The following is a 20,210-nucleotide window of genomic DNA, read 5'->3' as shown; positions in this document are numbered from 1 at the left end:
CCCACGCCTTAAAATCCCAACAAACCGAGGAACCAACACATGAGCACCAAACTCGTCGTTATCGGCGCCCAATGGGGCGACGAAGGCAAAGGCAAAGTCGTCGACCTGCTCACCGAAAAAGCGGGCGCCGTCGTGCGTTACCAGGGCGGCCACAACGCCGGGCATACCCTCGTCATCAGCGGCAAAAAAACCGTCCTGCACCTTATCCCCGCCGGCATCCTGCATGCAGGCGTACAAAGCTACATCGGCAACGGCGTCGTCCTCTGCCTGCGTGCCCTCAAGCAAGAAAGCGATGCCCTCGAAGCTGCCGGTGTTCCTGTGCGCGAACGCCTGCATATCTCGCCCGCCTGCGCCCTCATCCTGCCGACGCACAGCGCGTTGGATCAGGCACGCGAAGCAGCACGCGGCGCAAACAGAATCGGCACCACCGGACGCGGCATCGGCCCCGCCTACGAAGACAAAATCGCGCGACGCGGCCTGCGCCTCGCCGACCTGCAACACCCCGACATCTTCCGCGAGCGCCTGCGCGAACTGATGGATTTCCACAACTTCCAGCTCGAACACTACTACCATCAAGAGCCGCTGGACTACGCCGCCGTCTGTGACGAATGGCTGGCCTATGGTGAACACGTCCGCCCGCTCATCACCGATGTTACCCTCGCCATCACCCACCACAGCGCAAAAGGCGAGCACATCATCTTCGAAGGCGCACAAGGTGCGATGCTTGACATCGACCACGGTACCTACCCCTTCGTCACCTCGTCCAGCACCGCTGCCGGTGGCGCGGCGACCGGCAGCGGCATCGGCCCGCGCGCGCTGGACTACATTCTTGGCATTGCCAAAGCGTACAGCACCCGTGTTGGCGGCGGCCCCTTCCCGACAGAACTGAGCGATGACACCGGCGCACACCTTGCCAAAGTCGGCAACGAATATGGCGCGACCACCGGCCGCGCGCGCCGCTGCGGCTGGATTGACCTGCCCGCCCTGCGCCGCGCCATCATCAATTCCAGCATCAGCGGCCTGTGCCTGACCAAGCCGGACGTGCTGGATGCCCTGGCGGAAATCAAAGTCTGCACTGCCTACGACATGGACGGTACCCGCCTTGATACCGCCCCCGTTGGCGCGGATGAACTGGCCCGCTGCACCCCGGTGTACGACACTCTGCCCGGTTGGCAAAGCGACACCGTCGGCATCACTGCCTACGACCAGCTACCGGAAAAAGCGCGCGCCTACATCGCCTATCTCGAACAACAACTGGGCGTACCCATCGCCATCGTCTCGACCGGCCCCGACCGCGCCCACACCATCCAGCGGCAAACCCTGCTGGCATGATGAAAAAACCGCCCTTCGGGGCGGTTTTTCATTTGGACGGCGGGGCGGGCTACGGCCCGCCATGTCCATGATGCGTGCGACAGACCAAGGTCTATCCCTACGCTAATCACTTCCCTGCTTCGCTGGGAGCCTGCCATACCCGCTTGATGAGCGCCAGCAGGTTGTCGCGCATGATGGCGCGGATATCCGCATCCGTGTAGCCGCGCTGGGCGAGGCCATCGCGGATGTCATCAAGCGCGGCGGGGCTGATGTATTTGCCGCTCAGGCCTTTTTTCGGGTCGTAGCCCGCGCTCGGCGGCCACCAGTATTGGCGGTTCACCTCGGCGGGAATGTCCGGCACGCCGTCGTCGTAGCAGTAATCCAGACCGATGGCGGTGTGGGCCACGCCGACGAGTTGGGCGACGTAGTCGATGTGCGGGATGAGCGAGGCGGGTTTGAGTTCAAGATCGCCGATGAAGCTGCCGACACCGTTCAGGGCGATGAGACCGCCCGTGGCCGCCACGGCACGGATGGCACGATCGGTAATGTTGCGGCCATGCGGCACGAGGGCGTGCGGGTTGGCGTGGCTGTACAGCACGGGGCGGTCGCCGCTGTAAGTGCAGATGTCGAGCGCGGTCTGTTCGTTACTGTGGCTGAGATCCATGAGGATGCCGGCGGCGTGGATGGCGTCCACAATGCGCTCGCCCAGCGGGGTCAGACCGCCTTCGTCGTGGGCACCACCGGCGACGCTGTTGCGGCGGTTGTAGGCGAGGTGGATTTGCCGTACGCCGAGGCGGTGGTAGAGCGCGACCATGTCCGGGGTTTCCAAAAGCGGCAACGCGCCTTCGAGGTCGAAGCTGAGGGCGAGTTTGCCGCTCGCGGCGATACGTTCGATGTCGGCAGCAGTGTCGGCGAGTTCGAGCCAGTCGGCTTCGGCTATCTGGCGACGGTAACCGGCGATGGTGGTCATGATTTGTGCGAGCGGATTCATATCCATGCCGACGTTGACGGAGAGGTAGCGTACGCCGGCGTCGTAGTGCAAGCGCAGCTGGTTGATATCGGTATCGCCGTGCAGCGGCAGGCAACTGTGGGCGTCGGCGTACCAGTAGTGATTCATATGGGGCTCCAGGATTGGGTTCGGCGGCGATATTGCCATGTTTTCGGACGGTCTGCCTGAGTGTGTTTGCAGACACCTTTACTGGCGCGGCGGCGGCGCCGTTCCGCCTGGCGCGGGGTGAGGGGCGTCATTTACAGCCACTCGCGCGGTTTGAGGTAATCGGCGAGACGGGCTTCGGCACTACCGGCTGCCGGCTGGTAGTCGTAAGCGAAGCGCACCAGCGGCGGCAGGCTCATCAGGATGGATTCGGTGCGGCCGCCGCTTTGCAGGCCGAAGTGGGTGCCCCGGTCGTAGAGCAGGTTGAATTCGACGTAGCGACCGCGCCGATAAAGCTGGAAAGCGCGTTCGCCCTCACCGTAAGCGGTGTCTTTGCGCTTCTCGACGATGGGCAGGTAGGCGGCAAGCCAGCTTTCGCCAACGGCACGGGTGAAGGCAGCGCCTGCCGCAAAGTCGGCGGGCTGGTAGTCGTCGTAGAAAAGGCCGCCAATGCCGCGCGTTTCGCCGCGATGCGGCAGGTAGAAGTAGCGGTCGCACCAGGCTTTGTAGCGCGGGTAGAAGTCGGCACCGAAGGGGGCGCAGGCATCATGGACGGTGCGGTGCCAGGCGCGGCAGTCGTCATCAAACGGGTAATACGGGGTAAGGTCGATACCGCCGCCGAACCACCAGGCGCGGATGCGCTCGCCGTCGTGCGCGGTGAAAAGGCGGATATTGGCATGGCTGGTCGGGACGTAGGGGTTGCGCGGGTGGATAACCAGCGACAGGCCATGCGCGGTGTAGGCGCAATCCGCGAGTTCGGGGCGTTTTTCCGTCGCTGCCGCCGGTAGTTGGTCGCCAGCGATATGCGAGACGTTGACGCCGCCCTGCTCGAAAACAGTGCCGTCTTGCAGCACCATCGTCAGCCCGTGTCCGCGCAGGCGGGGCTCGTCGCGCTGCCAGGCATCGCGGCGGAAGGGGCTGCCGTCTGTCGCGGTCAGGGCGGTAGTGATGCGTTGTTGCAGGTCATCAAGGTAGGCGGCGAAGGTGCTGATGTCGGCGTGACTGGGGGTCATGGTTGCTCCGGGGTGTGATGGCAATGGCGGATGTCGGCTTTCACCAGGGCGTAGCCGGGGCTGCGCAGGCTGACGCAGCGGCTATCGCGTTCGTAGAGGTAGTGCTTGTCAAGGTAACGGCGGTATTGGATAACCTGCGGCACACAGGTCTCACCGGCAGGGCAGACGGGAAAGGCGACAATCTGTGCGGCGGTAAGATTGTCGATAGCGTGGTAGGTGCGCCAGGCGAAGGCGAAAGTCAGCAGGTAGAGCAGCAGGCTCAGGAGCGGGTAATGCAGCCAGGCTTTGCGAAACGGCGCGCGGCGGTAACGGATGACGAGGGTGAGGCCGTAGAGGACGAAGTAAACGGGGCTGGCGATAAGCAGGGTGCTGAGGTAGAACTCGCCGCCGAGAATAGCGGCGATGAGCGCGGCGGTAGCGACGACAAAGTGAAGGATGAAGGTTTTGTGCGACATGAGCGGGACCGGTGGAGACAGAGCCGAATTATAGTGGCATTACTACCATCTACGCAGACACCGCTTCGGTATCGCCCGGCAGCGGGGTTTCCATAGGTCGTTTCAAACAGGCTCACCAACGCCGCATCAGTTCCATTCGGAACGACTATACTTGCCGCCTTGTTTTTCAGGGATTTTCTGCATGTTGATTGAGGGTTATGACTCGGAGGATTTGGCCGCCACCTTGCTGCGCCAGCTCAAGAATCTGGCGCATGGCAACCAAGTGGATGCGCAGGAGGTACAAGAGGTGGCGCATGAGGCCGAGGCGTTCACCGTCGAGCTGAACGTCGTGTGGCGTTTCAGCGGCGATGTCGAGGAGCGGCGCATTGCCGGCGGCGAAACGGCCGCGCGGCATTGCGGCGAGGACATGGAGGCTTTCGAGCGGGAAACAGTGGCGCTGCTGCACCAGGCGCAGACGGGCACCGCGCTGCGCCAACCGTTTATCAACAGCCTCAGCGAGGCAGGGCGGCAGGGGCTGGCGCAGTCGTTGCAGGAAACTGTCTTTCACCGCTTCGCGCCGCTTTCCGTGCAGGAAGACTGCCCGCTGTGTCAGGGCAAGGGACGGACGACCTGCCGCCGTTGCGGCGGTGTCGGTCGCCAAACCTGCACCACCTGCGGCGGTGCCGGGCAGCACAGCGAGCAGGTGCCGGAATACCGTGACGGGCAATACAGCGGCAGCCGCACGGTGCAGCACGTCTGCGAGACATGCAGCGGCAGCGGCCAGATGACTTGTGCCGATTGCGTTGGCGCGGGCGCGGTGCGCTGCGAGCACTGCGGCGGGCATGGCTTTTTCATGCTGACGCGCGACATCGCGGCGCGGGCGGTGCCGGAATATACCATCGGCACCACAACCTGCTTCGCGCATGACGTGCTGGATACGCTGCTCATGCAGGAAGGGCCGGATTTTTGCCGCCAGAAAATCCCGCTTGACCTCACCAGCCATTGTCCGAACGGCGTCAGCAGCCACCTCTTTGCCTATTCGGGCAGAAGCATCGCGCTGCGCCTCGATTTCACCCTGAACCGCGCTCTGATGAAGGGCAACACCTACACCTGCTACGCCTTTGCCAACCCGCCCCATCCCTATGTGCGCCCCGCCTTTTTCGATGACCTCTTTGCCCTGGAACTGGACTGGCTGGCGGATGCCGTGCCGCTGACGGGCATCGTCAAGCGCAGTAAAGCCGTTGCTTTCTTCTACCGCCACGCCGGGCAGCCGGTGCTGGACAGCGTCCTGCGCGACATGGCGAGAACGCCGGATCATTCCGCCGCCGCGCTGGCCGCCGCCATGAAAAAAGCCTGCCAGGGCTTCATCAGCACGGAGATGGCCGAAGAACTGGCGTCCTACCTGAACCGCATCCTCGATAAAGTTTCGCCTACCCATGCCGCCGGGGTCTGGTGGCTGTTTGCCGCGCCCACCCTGCTCTACGCCACCCTGTACGCGGAAGCGCAGATGGAAACCCGCTTCGCCGACCAGCCCTTCTTTGCCGTATTTGATACCGCCGTACGCGTTGTCTTGATGGTGGTCATACCGCTCGGCATCGCCTGGCTGGGCAGCACGCTGCTCACCCTGTGGCGGCGCAGCAAAGTGCCGCGCGAATACTGGCAGGAGTTACGCGACGGCATCATCATGCGCCGCCTGCTGCGCACGGCGCGCAATCTGGGCATCGCTGCCGCACTCTATGGCGCGCTGGCGGCACACGATCTCGTGCCGCGCACGGACAGCGTGTGGCTGAACAACATCCGCCGCACCATGAGCGAAGACATCTGCCCCTACATGCCGACGCGTGGCTGCGAAAACCTGTTCCGCCTACCGCCGGAACCGCCGCCACAACCGGAAACGGTACCGGAGCCGGCAACGGCAGAGACGGCAGCGGAAGTAACGGTGCGGCCGCAGGCGACGACGACACAAGCGACCGTCCTGGATGAGCGGGAAAAAGCGCGACGGATACAGCAATTCCTCGCCCGCCAAGGCTACCAGCTCACCGTGGACGGCCATTTTGGCGCGCAATCACGCCGCGCGGCGGACGATTATTTACGCCACGGTAGCGCCATTAGCCTAGATACCGATGCGACCGTTGAAACCTACTACCGGGCAGTGTTCGGCCTGCCGCCGCTGGAAACGACAACAGCAGAGGAAGAAAATTGACGGCGGCATGCCGGGCCCGCCAAGCGGCGTCAATGCTGGATTCTTGCGTAAGGGTGGGCTTCAGCCCACCATCGAGAAAGAAAAAATACTTTTGCGGCGGGCTGAAGCCCGCCCTACGTTTTGGTTTGCCGCCAAGCGGCGTCAATACTGCCCTTGCCAGGCGGCGTAGTTGCTGGATTTGTGAGGCGGTGCAGGCAACGTTTCTACATTTTCCTTCTTCCGTCGTGCCGCCCTGCCCTCTTCCACAAACCGCGCAACCGCGCCGCTTGGCGCAGTACCGGTACTGCATTTTCGGCAAGTGGCACGAGGTCGTTGTCTGCGCAGGCGGCTCAAAAGAAATTACGCAGATCGACTTCGCGGTCAAACACCGCCCGCTCAAAGAAATCGGCGAAGGTGGCGGCGAGCAGGCGGGCGCTGTCGTTCGGCGCGATTTCCCATATGCCGTGGTTTTCGGGGTGGAAGAAGAGGATGCCGTCGCCGTCCGTGGCATGGCCGAAGGCAAACGCGGTTTTGTTGCGCAGGTGTTTGGCCTGTTGCCGTTGCGCCCAATAGTCCTGATAGTAGGGGGTGCGGATGACGGGCTGTTTTTCTTCGATGGTGCGCAGCGACCACAGGCAGTAGGTCCTGGTGTCTTTCAGCGGGCGCTTGCGCTCGCGGAAGGTGTAGTAGGCGTCAACAGCCGGGTCACGCGTCGCCATGTAGGCGCGGTAGCTGTCGGGCAGGTCGTAGGTGTCGAGGTTCATCAGGATGCCTTGGTTATTTGAGTTTGGGATAGGGGATGTGGTGTTCGTCGAGCTTTTTCTTGAGGGTGTTGCGCGTGATCCCGAGGATTTTCGCCGCCCGGCTCTGGTTGTGGGCGCAGCGCAGCATGATGTGGCTGATGACGGCGTGTTCGGCTTCATGGATGATGAGGTGATAAAGGCCGCAGGCTTCTCCGGCATATTCGTCTGCTTCGAGCATGGCGTAGTACTGCTCAATGCTGTGCTCGATGGCAGCACGGATGGTCGTGGTTTTCATGGGGCGGGTCGGTGCGTATGGGGCGCGCAGTATATCGCGGCGAGGTCAAGGATGGCGCTTTGTGCGGCGAGGTCGGCGGCGCGGTTGACGGCGGTACGTAGCGCGTTATAGGCAGGATGCCCGCGCAGGTAGGCGTGCAGGTGTTTGCGCGCGATACAGGTGGCTTGTGCGCCGTAGTGCCGGTGCAGGTCGTGCAGGTGAGTGCGGATTTGCGCGTTTTTGTCAGCAGCGGGCGCGGGGGCGCCGTTTACCGCCGCCTGGCAGCGGGCGAAGAGCCACGGATCGCCGAGGGCGGCGCGGCCAATCATGAGTCCGTCGAAACCGTAGCGGTCAATAAGGGTTTTCGCTTGCGCGGCATCGCTGATGTCGCCATTGGCAATGACGGGCAGTCGGGTGCGGTTTTTCAGGGTAGCAATGGCAGCGTGATCCGCAGCGCCATTGTATTTTTGTGCGCGGCTGCGGCCATGCACGGCAAGGGCGGCGATGCCGTTATCTTCCGCGATGGCGGCGAGGTCAAGCAGGGTCGGCTGGTTGTCGTGGTAGCCGAGGCGGGTTTTCACGGTGACGGGAATGGATACGGCGCGGCTGACGGCGGCAAGGATTTTCGCGGCCTGGCCGAGGTCGGCAAGCAGCGCCGAGCCTGCCTGCTGGCGGGCGACGGTTTTCGCCGGACAGCCGAGGTTGATGTCGATGATGTCTGCGCCTTTGGCCTGCATGACGAGCGCCGCTTCCGCCATTAGCGCAGGATCGCCACCAACAAGCTGGACGATTTTCGGGTAGCGCGGGTCGGGGTCGAATTGCAGGCGGTTTTGCGCGAGGCCGGTGTGCAGCAGGTCAGGCTTGGCACTGACCATTTCGGCGGTGCTGTAATCGGCGCCGTTCGCTTGGCAGAGGCGGCGGAAAGGCAAGTCGCTGACGCCGGCCATCGGCGCAAGGAGGATGACGGGGCGGGGGTAGGTGAAGCGGCCGAGGGTGAGCATTTATTTGCGCTGCAGTTCGAGCAGTATCCAGCTGTCGCGTTCGTCGGCACGGCGGATGTGGTAGGCGTCGGCGTAAGCGGCGTGGATGCGTTCTTCCTGGCGTTCGAGCAGGCCGGCGAAGATGAGGCGGCTTGCGGTGTGCAGGTGTTTTTCGAATTGCGGGCGCAGGGCGCAGAGGGGTTCAAGGAGTATGTTGGCGATGATGAGGTCCACTTGTGGCGCATCGTCCGGATTGGCGCAGAGGGTGATGCACGCGGCGACGCCGTTTTTTTCGGCGTTGTCGTGGCTGGCGGTGAGCGCCTGCGGGTCGATGTCGGTCTGCCAGATGTGCGTGGCACCCAGCAGGGCGGCGGCGATACCGAGGATGCCGCTGCCGCAGCCGTAGTCGTAGGCGGTTTTGCCGTGCAGGTCGTGATGCACCAGCCAGTTGAGGCACATGGCGGTGGAGGGGTGGGTGCCGGTGCCGAAGGCAAGGCCGGGATCAAGGCGCAGCACGGTGGCATCCGCTTCGGGGATGGTGTGTTCGGTCGCGGCCACCCAAAAGCCGTTGCCAAAGGGGATGGGCTGGAAGTGGTCAAGCCAGGCGCGCACCCAGTCGCTGTCGTGCAGGAGGTGTTCGGCGATGGGGTAGTCGTCGCCGAGGGCGGCGCGCAGGACAGTGAGGATGGCGTCACGGTCACTGTCTAGCGGGTAGAGGCCGGTCACGCGTGTGGTCTGCCACAGCGGGGTGGTACCGACAGGGGGTTCGAAGATTTCTTCGTCATCGGAGGCGGTGTAGGTGACGGCAATGGCGCCACTTGCTTCCAGCGCGGCTTCGAGTTGTCCGGCTTCGGTGTCGCTATGGGCGGTGAGGGTGAGTTCAAGCCAGGTTTGGTTGGTCATGCAGGGTTCCGTGGGTGGATATGTTTTGCCCCCGCAAGCGGGGGCAGGATTCAGGCGAGGCCGAGTTTGTGTTCGAGGTAGTGGATGTCCATGCCGCCGTGGTTGACGGTGGGGTCGTCCAGCAGGTCCTGATGCAGTTCGATGTTGGTGTTGATGCCTTCGATGACCAGTTCGCGCAGTGCCATTTTGGCGCGGGCGATGGCGGTTTCGCGCGTGTCGCCCCAGGTGACGAGTTTGCCGATCATGGAATCGTAGTGCGGCGGCACGGTGTAGCCGTCGTAGAGGTGGGATTCGACGCGTACGCCAAGGCCGCCTGGTGCGTGGAATTCGCTGACTCTACCTGGCGAGGGGATGAAGGTTTTGGCGTTTTCGGCGTTGATGCGGCATTCGATGGCGTGCCCCCGGATATGGATGTCGTCCTGGGTGTAGGCAAGCGGCAGCCCGGCGGCGATGCGGATTTGTTCGCGCACGATGTCTACGCCGGTGATCATCTCGGTGACGGGGTGTTCGACCTGGACGCGGGTGTTCATTTCGATGAAGTAGAACTCGCCGTCCTGGTAGAGGAATTCGAAGGTGCCGGCGCCGTGATAGCCGATGCGTTTGCAGGCTTCGACGCAGATGCCGCCGATTTTGGCGCGTTGTTCGGGGGTGATGCCGGGAGCGGGCGCTTCTTCCATGACTTTCTGGTGGCGGCGTTGCAGGGAGCAGTCGCGTTCGCCAAGATGGATGGCGTTGCCGTGTTTGTCGGACAGCACCTGGATTTCGATGTGGCGCGGGGTTTCAAGGAATTTTTCCATGTACACCATGTCGTTGCCAAAGGCCTGGCGCGCTTCGGTTTTGGTGAGGCGCACGGCATCAACGACTTCATCGGCGTTTTTGACGACGCGCATGCCGCGCCCGCCGCCGCCGCCCGCAGCCTTGATGATGACGGGGTAGCCGATGCGTTCGGCGGTCGCGCGAATGTCGTCCGGATCGGTGCTGAGCGGGCCGTCCGAGCCGGGCACACAGGGGATACCGGCGGCTTTCATTGCTTTGATGGCTTCGACTTTGTCGCCCATCATGCGGATGGTTTCGGCACGCGGGCCGATGAAGGTGAAGCCGGATTGTTCGACGCGCTCGGCGAAGTCGGCGTTTTCCGAGAGAAAGCCGTAGCCGGGGTGGATGGCGTCAGCGTTCGTCACTTCGGCGGCGGCGATAATGGCGGGCATGTTGAGGTAGCTTTCGGACGAGGGCGCCGGACCGATACACACGGACTCGTCGGCGAGGACGACGTGCTTCAGGTCGGCATCGGCCTTGGAATGCACGGCGACGGTTTCGATGCCCATTTCGCGGCAGGCACGCAGGATGCGCAGCGCGATTTCCCCACGGTTGGCAATCAGCACTTTCTGGAACATGGCGGTTTCCCCCAGGACTTATTTGACGACAAAGAGGGGTTCGTCGTATTCGACCGGCTGTCCGTTCTCAACGAGGATTTCCACGACTTTGCCGCCGAAGTCGGCTTCGATGCGGTTGAACATTTTCATGGCTTCGATGATGCAGACGGTGTCACCCGCCTTGATGTCGTCGCCGAGTTTGATGAAAGGGTCGGCATCGGGCGCGGGGGCGTTGTAGAAGGTACCGACCATCGGCGAGCGGATCAGTTTGCCGTCCGGTGCGGCTTTGCCGGCAGGGGCTGCTTCGGCGGCAGGCGCAGGGGCGGCAGCGGGCGCTTGCGGCGCTGCCGGATAGGGCATGGGATATGGCGCAGGCGGCATCATCGGCGGCATTTGCCCGTAGCGGTTGATACGCACGGATTCTTCGCCTTCGGTGATTTCGAGTTCGGCGATACCGCTCGCTTCGAGCATTTCGATGAGTTTCTTGATTTTGCGGATGTCCATGGGTCAGGTCTCTTGTTTGGGTTGGGTTAAATAGTGGTGGGCGGCGGTGAGCGCCAGTTCGTAACCGGTCGCGCCGAGGCCGCTGATGACGCCGAGGGCGAGGTCGCTGAAACAGGAATGCCGGCGGAAGGGTTCGCGGCGGTAGATGTTTGAGAGGTGCACTTCGATGAAGGGAATGGCGACGGCAGCCAGCGCATCGCGCAGGGCTACGCTGGTATGGGTATAGGCAGCAGGATTGATAATGATGAAATCGACTTCGTGTTTACCCGCTTCGTGGATAAGGTCGATAAGGGTGCCTTCATGATTATGCTGGATGTGTTCGAGCTGGTGGCCGAGGTCTTGCGCCATGCTTTTCAGGCGGAGTTCGATGTCTTCCAGGGTGTTATTGCCGTAGTGGTTGGGCTCGCGGCTGCCGAGCAGGTTCAGGTTGGGGCCGTTAATGACAAATATCAGTGCCATAGGGTATTGGGTTCTCAGGGTGGGATGATCGCGGTATCGCCTGCGAAAGGGGGGCTTTGGGTTAGGCCACAGGCGTCGCTTGAAAAGCGGGCATTATAGCGGCTTCATCGGGAAAGCCGTACTGTTTTGACGGCTTGCTTAAGCACCGCAGCAGGCAGTTTCTGTTGCCGTTGTGACAGTTGCAAACATTAGGGTCTGCTGACAAGTAAATTTCTAACTATAGTCGAATCGCTAATAAAGAGTAACGAGAGTAAAGAACCAAAACAGCAGGGCATTCACATCAGCCAACCGCCATTGTTTCCTCAACCGTTTGATCCATGCCCATGTCTTCTCTATCGGGTTGAAATCCGGGCTATAGGGCGGAAGCCACAGCACCGTATGTCCCTCAGCCTGTAACGCATCCGGCGTGTCCTGCCGTTTGTGGAAGGAGGCGTTGTCCATCACGATCACGCTGCAGGCGGGCAGTTCCGGCAGCAGTATTTCTGTCGCCCATGTATGAAAAACATCGCTGTCCATGCTGCAATCAAAGGCAGTGAAAGCAAATGGCACGGTGCCACACAGGGCGCCTATAACGTTGGTTTGTGCCTTGCTCCATCCGGATACCCCTGCGCATTTTTGCCCGCGTGGTGCATAACCGTAAGGACGGGAAATGTCTTTTCTGAAGCCGCTTTCATCGATATAAACAAATGGATGCAGGCGTGCTTCATAGACACTTTTTACTTCGAGGAATTCACGGCGTTTTTCTTCGTCTGCCTTGCGGTGGCGGAAGTCTTTTTTTTAACGGTGAAGCGATAGCGTTTGAGCGCCTTGCAGATGCCGTTTTGCGAGCAGCCCAAACGTGCAGCCCTTTCCCATTGATAGTCATCAGGGTGCTCGGCCACGTCTTGCCGGATGACTTCTTCTGTGAGGAGGCGAGGCGTAGAACGGCGGCTGCCTTTGGGTTGTGGCTGTTTCTTCCAGGTAGCAAGGGTGTTGGGGCTGATGCGGTGTCTGGCTGCCACTTCGCGATAGGTGCTATTTTCAAGTTCTGCAAGGATTTTTTTACGGATATGGGCCGGATAGGTCATAATTTTGATGGTTACTGTTTTTTTGCTATTTAACTATAAATGCTGGGCTCGTCGTCAAGCGGCGTGATTACGGGCTTCGCGCAAAAAATCCGCCGCAGGGCAGCAGATTTTTGGTTTTCGCCAAGGTGAAAGTGTCGGCTTTATTTATTGCAAACTGTGTGGATAACACAAATGGCTAATTCTACGCTTGCTCTTCTATATTGAAATTATTTTTAAAAAAATCCAGCCATATTTGTAATGGTTCGGTATTCTCTCGTTCGTTCCAATATAATACTTTTAGCCATGACAATACATGTAAAGAACTGCCTGACATTAAGCATCCGTCATTTATGTTATGTATCAGCATATTTTTGGCTGCCAAAAACAATTCTTCTTTATCATATACTCCTTGCTCATTATGCAAGCAATAAGCGTATTCTATTGTCTTCTCATTTTTTATCCTTTTTATGTTTGGTGTTTTTTTACCGTAAGCTCTTTCATAAATTTCTATACCTGTTTTATAGGATTTTGCATGTAAGCAACACAATATAATGTCTTCATTATATAAAGAATTATCATACAAAGGATCAGTATCGGAATCAGGATTATCTAAGAGATCGATCTGATAGAATTCAATTGCCTTATGCCATAAAGAAAAACAGTTTTCTCTATCTCTTATCCAATACGCCAAGGCTAGATTAATATGTAATTCTTTTTGCCTGAAGTTAATGTATTCATCTAGATTAGGCCCCATACCCTCATTTCTAGATATGGCAAACTGCAACCAATCTATAACTCTATCTAGCAGAGGTTGATATTCCTGCGCTAGCCCAACTAAGGTCGCTTTTATATAGGCATCAAAATCGTTTATAGCGAAATTACCTATAGGATCATTTTTTAAATCAACCTCTCTATCCATGGCATATTGATAATACCATTCTGCATTATCTTTACTGAGCGGTAACTCAAACATTGTTTACTCCTGAAGAACGCCGTTGACAACTTTGTTTATAGTAGAGAATTTAACTCCACCGCTTGCCGGTGTATATACGGTTACATTTCCTTTATCTATATTATTCATAGCTTTTGTTTTAAGTGAAGGCGGGAGATTGGAATGCTGAATATAATCTCTTGCTTCTCTCAATGCTGCAGATAAGGTTTTTTGATTACGGAAGGTTGGTGATATTTCACCGGCAGCCGGAGTACTACGGAATTTATTATCCCAAAGTTCAACCGCTCCTGTTTTAGGGTTTACTGTGATGACATCATTGCCATGTTTGCCAATTCTATCGCCCCATTTTAATACACGCCTTCCTGAAGCGGCAAGATCATTTGCCAAATCAATTTCTGCCAAATAGCCATTTATATGCGAATAACGCGTGTTAATGTTAGGGTTATTGAGTTGTTTGGGAACATAATCTAAGCCCGCGACGGGAGGAGGTAAATCAGGGTGCAGTATTTTCCCGTTAAAGACTCGTGATTGAGATAATGAAGAGTCTATTGCGCTTCCTGAAGGAGGAATAGAGGGTGGCGTAGTCTTTCCTAGATGCTTCGTTTGCGAAATAATTTCTGGAATTTTCGTTCCTTTATAAGGATTTAAAGAGCCAGGTTTTATGTAATTTCTTCTCCAATTGCTATCAAAGACAAAATATCTACCATTTTCAAAATATACTTCTCCCCATGGTCCATATCTAACACCTGTTCTGGCTATAGATCCCCCATTAGGACCTCGTAGTATATTTGTATTATTTGGCTCGAACGCATACCCTGTATTGTTTAAAACATATCTAGGTTCACCGGGTCTTATAGGGGTCGCTTCTGCTAGAGAAGTAGGAGAAGACTTATATAAGTCTGCTAGATTTTTATATTCTGAGGCAACAGCAGGTTTGTTGATACTTAACTCTTTAGATATTATTCCGCTCGTACCGGCGCTAATAATATCTATAATACCCAGTGCCGAGTAAAATATTCCCGTTTTTGTATTGCCTTGCTCTATTTCATTTTTACCCTGGTAAATAGTCCCTGCTCCGGAGGTGGCAACAGCAGTACGCACTATGCTACTCAGTACTCCCGGGCCACCCATTGCCAATACGGATCCCTGCCCCATCTGCGCGTAGTATTGATCTTCTGAGCTCCATCGATTTTTATTTAGCGCACTATGATAGATTCTGGAGTTCTTCTGGAAGCCACCTTGATCAATAACTTCACCGACTATGGGTTTATCTTTAACAAGTTCGGGATTAAGCTGTTTCCATTTTTCTTTATGCGCATCTGTACCGGCAAACGGATAGGAGTAATTGGTCTGCCGCATCACGGGCTTGTTATCAAGTAAAAGTGCGACTGCTTTATCAGCATATTCTTTACCGTATTATTTTTCGGTTTCGGCATAGTATTTGTCAATAGCATCACCAAGGTCACGCCATTCTAGTTTGCTAAGTTTTTCACCTCTTTTTGCTTTGTCGAGAAGATAGTCACTCTTTTGGTTTATTTCGTTTTCTTCAATGACGATTGACCGGTCTAATGGTGAATCTGTTCCTTTTTCTACACGTTCTTCGCTTGCGGTAAGTCTTGCCCAAGCGAGATCGCTGAGGAAGTTATTCTCCACCGCATTCTGCGCGGTTTTCCCTGCGTTGTAGATCGTGGCGCTATTGCCGCCCGTCATCGCGCCTGCCCCCGTCGCCAGGGCGCCAATGGTCTGGCCGAGCGCGCTTTTTTCCGCCGCCGTCAGTTGGCTGATGTCTTTGTCGTAGAGGAGTTTGGCCAGCTGCGGCGCGCTGTATTCGGCGGTACCGGTTATTGCGGCACTGGCCAATACTTCGCCGGTGCTGCCGCCATTCAACGCAGTCCTCGCCCCTGCCAGCAGGGTGTGCGCGGCGATGTGTCCTGGGGTGCCTTCCAGTCCGCGTTGTTTGGCTTCTTGTCCGATTTTGTAGGCGATGGCCGGCGCCAGGGTGTTGGCTATGCTGCCGGCTGCGCTGTTCGCCGGGGCGAGGGCGCCGCCGAGCATGTCCACCGCAACGGCCAGTTGTTCTTGTTGTTCTGCGCGTTGCAGTTGGGCAGCCCGCTTTTCCGGGTCTCGTTGGTATATGGATTCTCGGCGATTTTCTTCTGCCCACTTGCGCAGGTCGCCTTTGACTTCTTGTACGGTGCCGGTGAAGGTTTTCATCACTTGTGCGTTGGTGCGCACGCTGTTTTCGACTTTCGCCGCATCAAAGTGGGCATCGGCCGCGCCGCTTTGCTCTTTCGCGGTCGCGAGCGTCATGCCACGGTTGGCGTTACGGATGGTATCGGCCACGCTTTCTCCCGTCAGCGCTTGTTGGCCCGCCGCGTCGTTGATGGTGATGTTCGCAGTGTTGATGCTCGCGTAGGTGGTGCCGCGATCGTTTTTATTGGTGCGGTCATAGCCGAAGCGGCTGCTCAGGCCGCTTTCACCTACGTTGATGGGGCTGAAGTTTTCGCCCAGCCACTGGATTTGTTGTGAGGTGCCGTTGTTTTTGTCGCCACTAAAGACGGCGCTCAGGCCGAGCGCCACGCTTTTGCCTTTGTATTCGCTGTGGTTTTCCAGGTCTTTGCGGATAAGGCGGTCGGTGCTGAAGTGGTTTCTGCCTTCGGCTTCGGCTTTAGCCGTGCTGACAAAGGTCGCACCTTCGAGGGTGGCGGTGCCGCTGTTTTTGATGCGGAAGCCGTCGTCGCCCGCGAAGAAGCCGCTCTGCCCGCCGATGGTGCCCTGCTGGGCATTGGCGACGGCGTCGTTTTGTTGGACGTCTTTTTTCCAGGCGTTGATGCGGGCGTTATTGCTGTTGACGCTCGTGATGACGTCTCTGCCGCCGCTTTCTTTGTTGATGGTTTTTTCGTTTGCCCAGACGCGGGTTTTTTCGTAATCGAGTCCGGCAGAGAAGCCGTAACCGTAGAGGACGTAGCCGGAGAGGGCGAAGTTGTTGCTGTCGTAGTCCATGGGCTGATGGCGACGAGGTCGCGCGTGTTGCCTTCCAGGCTTTTGCCGAGGATTTGGGCGCCGCTCAACAGGGTTTTGCCGTCGCCGATGTCGGTGTGGCCCTGCAGACCGCCGATGTGGCTCAGGCGGTAGGTGGTGCTGTTGCCGTTGGTTTCGCCTTTGCCAATGTTGGCGTTGGCGGTAAAGCCGAAACCGCCGCCGTTCGGGCCCCACATGATGGCGACGCCGCCACCGCCGCCGCCACTGTGCTGGCTGCTTTCGATGGTTTTGTGCACGCTGTCGGCAGCGAAGGTCTTTTTGCCTTCGGCGGTGATGCTGTGGCAACCGGAAAGGCAGGCAAGCAAAACCGGCAGCAGCATCACTATCGCCCATAGGCGGTGTTGAGGCTGTGCCGGTTTTGCGGTAGAAGTCATGGGGTTACTGGATGCATAAAGGATGCGGGCATTATGCTTGTTTGGGCGCCAGGCGAGATAAACACTAGATCCGCCGCCAAGCGAGGTAAACACTGGGCGCATCGTCAGGCGAGATAAACACTGGGCTCGCCAAGCGAGACAAACGCTGGGTTTGCCGTCAAGCGAGGTAAATGCTGGGCACCTCAAGCGAGACAAAAGCTGGCTTCGTGCACAAAATCTGCCGTCCCGCGACGGATTTTCGTTTTCGCCAAGGCGAACATGTCGGCTTTGAGCCCGTCTCGCCGCATGGGTAAACGGCAAGAAGCCAGTGTTGATCCCGCTTGGCGAGTTTTCTTATCTATTGCAAACCGCGTGGGCAACTTGTTACCCACGCGGCGCTTACTTCAATCAGCCTTCTTTCTTAGGATCATAAAGCATATCCATGAATGCATCAAAGCTATCCGCTATAGGAATCAGGATCATTTTATCTTCGCCATTTTCATCCTTTATATATTCGTCATGCAGCATTAATACTATTTTGGGGTCATGATTTCTTTCTCTGTAATCAAAGCAAACTGCATCACCATTGGCACAACTACCAAACTCAATGACACTATTGCCATAGTTTGTTGTGTCTGTTTCGTCATTAGTCATATTTTCGTATATTAAAGAAGATATAAGAGATGGTATTGGGTAGTTATTTCTATCTTTATTATATCCATCAAATGAGATATCACGTTCATCATATTCAAACCTTTTTTCCAGATAGTTTTTAAATCTAAATATTCTATTATGTAATCGAAGAAAATTATATTGACTAATTAAGTCAATGTAACTTTTTGGAAAAATAACTCCTTTTTCTTGTGCAAATTCTTCAATTAATGCTCTGTCAACTTTTCCTTCATGATGAAAAATATCTAGTGGTTTCATATTACTTACCTTTACTTAAGGCGCCTTGCCCAATATGTTTTATTTCATAATGCACTTTGAATGGAACAAGCTGCATACTATTTGGCCCACTTTGCGCATTATGATGCCAAGTATAACCTTCTACTTGCTCAGCTCCTGCAAAAATATCCCTCAATTGATTTTTATTAAACTGACTTTTAGGAATTCTGCCGCTAATAATTTCATCCCTAAGTTGTAGAGTTGCATCAATCATTTGCCCCTTGTAACTTTTAATTTTATCTAATTTGGCCGTAAATTTCGTTATATTATCAAAGACGGGTAGTCCCCGCTGATCATAAGGAATATTAGCTTCGATGCTTCGTTTGCGAAATAATTTCTGGAATTTTCGTTCCTTTTATAAGGATTTAAAGAGCCAGGTTTTATGTAATTTCTTCTCCAATTGCTATCAAAGGCAAAATATCTACCATTTTCAAAATATACTTCTCCCCATGGTCCATATCTAACACCTGTTCTGGCTATTGTCTGTGTTTTCGTCGGTAAATTACAGAAATTCAGCGTTTATCCCGCTTGGCGGCTTTTTCAACTATCGCAAATTGCGTGGGCAATGAGCTGCCATGTGGCTTACTTAGAACACCTATCCGCTAGATGGTTTTTAAGTATTTACGGTATGGCTATCGCTACATCGAGACTTTCTAGTGGGATAGGTTATTAATTTATAAAAATATACTTCCTATTTCTTGGTAGCGTTGCTCCCAAATAGGTAATATTTTTTTAAGATCTTCTATTTCTAGGTCCTTAGGTGCTATTGTCTTGATTTCATCATTGATATAACTACGAATAAAATCAAAGTCATGCAATACTGCCTTGGCCAGGCAATAGCCTATTCCTAAAGAACCCTCCAAATCTATAGGCATTTTTTCTAGCAATTCGTGCTCTTCTTTATATGGGTAGTAAGTGTTGATCACATTGATACCGCGCTGAAAAAAATCACGAATATAATCGTCTGCTTCTTCCAGTGTTTTCACAACTTTTCTATAAACTTGCGTTTCTAATACGGCGTCAGGTCGTAAAATTATTTTTCTTGATACTGAATAAAACTTGACTCCATAATAGTCCTTTCCCCATATTTCTCTAAATAGCTTTGTTGCCTTTTTGTTTTCTAAGTGTACATAAGGTTGTGCACCAATATTAGAATACCATAAGGGTTGAATATGAAAAATACTATGCTTCAGCGTTTTATTAATAAAATTTTCGGCTATATATTCCCATCCGGGATGGGTGGCAGCAATCTCTCTGCACAGTGGTGCAATGCTTCTCTTGGTTAGTAAAGCCATTATAAACTCCTTAGTTGGGGGTAATTATATAGAGCGGTAGTCCTTGCCGCAGTTTGGCGGCTTCGATCCATTGCGCGTTTTTTATTTCGCCCCGGTAGTCATGCCCCGGCGCGGCGGTGAGCGGGGTGTCGGCCTGCGCAAGGAAGGGGTGGATGGTGTTGGAGACGATGGTTTGGCTTTCGCCGCCCGGCGCGGTGAGGGTGAGGTAAACCGTTTCGGCGTAGTCGTTTTGGTAGTGTGCCGTGACGGATTTGTAGGCAGTGTTGCCTGTTTTTTCGTTGGCAAATTATAGAAAAGCCAGTGTTTATAGTTAAACATCTAAAAAATCGTAACGGCTTTGCGTCGCCTTACCGTACTACCTGTACTGTCTGCGGCGGCGCTTCTTGTTACGCTTTTTTATCTATTCAACTATATCTCGCTTGGCGGGTTTTCTATTTATCACCAACCGGGTGGGCAATAAGTTGCCCACCCGGTTGGTCTCAGGTTTCATTTTTCGGAGAATCTTGGATCTTCTCTTAATTTATCTAGCACTTCTTTCCAAGGTGATGTTGGTATGCTAGTACTTGTTGATTTTATGAATTTTTCATATGAATAAAAACATGCCAAGTAAAAAGTCATAAAATCTTTATTACTTAGCTCACCTAGATCCATTACATTAAAAGTATCGACATCTGCATATAATTCTTCTATAACTTCATTATCTAAAATTAAATAAGGCTTTATTTCCTTTATAATAAGATCAAATGTTAGAGTGCTCATTGAAACGCCACCCGTATCTGATATTGCTATATATCCAGCCATAAAATTACTCCATGATAATAATTCGTGATTTCTGTTCTTTTGTCATTTCTTTATTGATAAAATCTATAACTTTTACTCTGCATTCAGGTTCCAGATTTCTAAATTTCAAAGGAACAATATCTGCGTTAGGTTTCGTTTTTGGAAAATCTTGGGTCTTCTCTTAATTTATCTAATACTTCTTCCCAAGAAGGTATTCTTACTTTTTCTAACTCTTTGAATTTTTCATATGACTGAAAACATGCTGAGTAAAAATTCATAAAATCTTTATTACTTAGTTCACTTATGTCCATTAAAATAAAAATATCAGCACTTTCATATAATTCTTCTATGATGTGATTATCTATTGTTAGGTAGGGTCTCATTTCACTTGTAATAAGATCGAATGACAGGCTATTCATTGATATGCCAATTCCTTCCGATATTCCTATATGTCCAGCCATAAAA

General features: G+C 54.8%; 21 protein-coding genes and 3 pseudogenes. 2 read left to right on the top strand and 22 right to left on the bottom strand.

Annotation, left to right across the window (positions count from 1 at the left end; genetic code table 11):
• The first annotated feature begins 39 nt into the window (after positions 1–39).
• Positions 40–1,332 (top strand): adenylosuccinate synthase, encoded by a 1,293-nt coding sequence (locus DY250_RS05845; RefSeq protein WP_115611475.1) that lies wholly within the window; start codon positions 40–42, stop codon positions 1,330–1,332.
• Between the two features lie 106 nt (positions 1,333–1,438).
• Here the strand turns inward: DY250_RS05845 and DY250_RS05840 are convergent, their stop codons facing one another.
• The 3 genes from DY250_RS05840 to DY250_RS05830 form a co-directional block, all read right to left on the bottom strand.
• Positions 1,439–2,428, bottom strand: a complete 990-nt coding sequence (locus DY250_RS05840) for a dipeptidase (protein ID WP_245951047.1) — start codon at positions 2,426–2,428, stop codon at positions 1,439–1,441.
• 131 nt (positions 2,429–2,559) lie between these two features.
• Complete coding sequence (gene hemF / locus DY250_RS05835; protein WP_115611473.1) at positions 2,560–3,477, bottom strand: oxygen-dependent coproporphyrinogen oxidase; 918 nt, start codon at positions 3,475–3,477, stop codon at positions 2,560–2,562.
• Positions 3,474–3,932, bottom strand: a complete 459-nt coding sequence (locus DY250_RS05830) for a hypothetical protein (RefSeq protein ID WP_115611472.1) — start codon at positions 3,930–3,932, stop codon at positions 3,474–3,476. The genes hemF and DY250_RS05830 overlap by 4 nt, the downstream gene beginning before the upstream one ends.
• A gap of 181 nt (positions 3,933–4,113) precedes the next feature.
• Between DY250_RS05830 and DY250_RS05820 the strand changes: the two genes are divergently transcribed.
• Positions 4,114–6,114, top strand: coding sequence for a hypothetical protein (locus tag DY250_RS05820; RefSeq protein WP_147293466.1), 2,001 nt, complete (start codon positions 4,114–4,116; stop codon positions 6,112–6,114).
• Positions 6,115–6,443: 329 nt separating this feature from the next.
• Here DY250_RS05820 and DY250_RS05815 read toward each other — a convergent pair whose 3' ends face one another.
• From DY250_RS05815 to DY250_RS13670, 19 genes and pseudogenes are all read right to left on the bottom strand, one after another.
• Complete coding sequence (locus tag DY250_RS05815) at positions 6,444–6,857, bottom strand: SMI1/KNR4 family protein (protein ID WP_115611469.1); 414 nt, start codon at positions 6,855–6,857, stop codon at positions 6,444–6,446.
• Positions 6,858–6,870: 13 nt separating this feature from the next.
• Positions 6,871–7,131, bottom strand: coding sequence for a helix-turn-helix domain-containing protein (locus tag DY250_RS05810; protein ID WP_115611468.1), 261 nt, complete (start codon positions 7,129–7,131; stop codon positions 6,871–6,873).
• A complete protein-coding gene (gene dusB / locus DY250_RS05805) occupies positions 7,128–8,111 on the bottom strand; it encodes a tRNA dihydrouridine synthase DusB (protein WP_115611467.1) in 984 nt (327 codons plus the stop codon). The genes DY250_RS05810 and dusB overlap by 4 nt, the downstream gene beginning before the upstream one ends.
• A complete protein-coding gene (gene prmA / locus DY250_RS05800) occupies positions 8,112–8,993 on the bottom strand; it encodes a 50S ribosomal protein L11 methyltransferase (RefSeq protein ID WP_115611466.1) in 882 nt (293 codons plus the stop codon).
• Positions 8,994–9,043: 50 nt separating this feature from the next.
• Positions 9,044–10,387, bottom strand: coding sequence for an acetyl-CoA carboxylase biotin carboxylase subunit (gene accC / locus DY250_RS05795; RefSeq protein WP_115611465.1), 1,344 nt, complete (start codon positions 10,385–10,387; stop codon positions 9,044–9,046).
• Positions 10,388–10,405: 18 nt separating this feature from the next.
• Positions 10,406–10,870 carry an acetyl-CoA carboxylase biotin carboxyl carrier protein gene (gene accB, locus DY250_RS05790; protein ID WP_006984882.1) on the bottom strand — a complete coding sequence of 155 codons (465 nt, stop codon included), beginning with the start codon at positions 10,868–10,870 and terminating at the stop codon, positions 10,406–10,408.
• Positions 10,871–10,873: 3 nt separating this feature from the next.
• Entirely contained in the window at positions 10,874–11,329 is a 456-nt protein-coding gene (gene aroQ, locus DY250_RS05785; RefSeq protein WP_115611464.1) for a type II 3-dehydroquinate dehydratase, read from the bottom strand.
• A 231-nt stretch (positions 11,330–11,560) separates the two neighbouring features.
• A pseudogene (locus DY250_RS05780) lies at positions 11,561–12,037 on the bottom strand (IS630 family transposase); the annotation flags it as partial.
• An 8-nt stretch (positions 12,038–12,045) separates the two neighbouring features.
• Entirely contained in the window at positions 12,046–12,396 is a 351-nt protein-coding gene (locus DY250_RS05775) for an IS630 transposase-related protein (RefSeq protein ID WP_172542234.1), read from the bottom strand.
• A 181-nt stretch (positions 12,397–12,577) separates the two neighbouring features.
• Positions 12,578–13,348: a hypothetical protein gene (locus DY250_RS05770; RefSeq protein ID WP_115611462.1), complete on the bottom strand. Its 771-nt coding sequence runs from the start codon at positions 13,346–13,348 to the stop codon at positions 12,578–12,580.
• 3 nt (positions 13,349–13,351) lie between these two features.
• The gene (locus tag DY250_RS13680; RefSeq protein WP_147293465.1) at positions 13,352–14,686 is read right to left on the bottom strand and encodes a hypothetical protein; all 1,335 of its coding nucleotides are present in this window, start codon (positions 14,684–14,686) and stop codon (positions 13,352–13,354) included.
• Positions 14,687–14,743: 57 nt separating this feature from the next.
• Entirely contained in the window at positions 14,744–16,330 is a 1,587-nt protein-coding gene (locus DY250_RS05765) for a VENN motif pre-toxin domain-containing protein (protein ID WP_115611461.1), read from the bottom strand.
• A gap of 50 nt (positions 16,331–16,380) precedes the next feature.
• A pseudogene (locus DY250_RS15085) lies at positions 16,381–16,545 on the bottom strand (hemagglutinin repeat-containing protein); the annotation flags it as partial.
• A 585-nt stretch (positions 16,546–17,130) separates the two neighbouring features.
• Entirely contained in the window at positions 17,131–17,652 is a 522-nt protein-coding gene (locus tag DY250_RS05755; protein ID WP_115611460.1) for an SMI1/KNR4 family protein, read from the bottom strand.
• A gap of 1 nt (position 17,653) precedes the next feature.
• Positions 17,654–17,974 (bottom strand): HNH endonuclease, encoded by a 321-nt coding sequence (locus DY250_RS05750; RefSeq protein WP_115611459.1) that lies wholly within the window; start codon positions 17,972–17,974, stop codon positions 17,654–17,656.
• Positions 17,975–18,344: 370 nt separating this feature from the next.
• Positions 18,345–18,965 (bottom strand): hypothetical protein, encoded by a 621-nt coding sequence (locus tag DY250_RS05745; RefSeq protein ID WP_115611458.1) that lies wholly within the window; start codon positions 18,963–18,965, stop codon positions 18,345–18,347.
• A 10-nt stretch (positions 18,966–18,975) separates the two neighbouring features.
• Positions 18,976–19,185, bottom strand: a pseudogene (locus DY250_RS15080) (hypothetical protein); the annotation flags it as partial.
• Between the two features lie 266 nt (positions 19,186–19,451).
• Complete coding sequence (locus DY250_RS13675) at positions 19,452–19,766, bottom strand: hypothetical protein (protein WP_147293463.1); 315 nt, start codon at positions 19,764–19,766, stop codon at positions 19,452–19,454.
• A 125-nt stretch (positions 19,767–19,891) separates the two neighbouring features.
• Entirely contained in the window at positions 19,892–20,206 is a 315-nt protein-coding gene (locus DY250_RS13670) for a hypothetical protein (RefSeq protein WP_147293462.1), read from the bottom strand.
• Positions 20,207–20,210: the final 4 nt, after the last annotated feature.

This window comes from Cardiobacterium valvarum, assembly GCF_900460955.1.
In the GTDB taxonomy this organism is placed as follows: domain Bacteria; phylum Pseudomonadota; class Gammaproteobacteria; order Cardiobacteriales; family Cardiobacteriaceae; genus Cardiobacterium; species Cardiobacterium valvarum.
The sequence above is the reverse complement of the archived record's forward strand: the minus strand, read 5'-3'. Positions and strand labels throughout refer to the sequence as shown.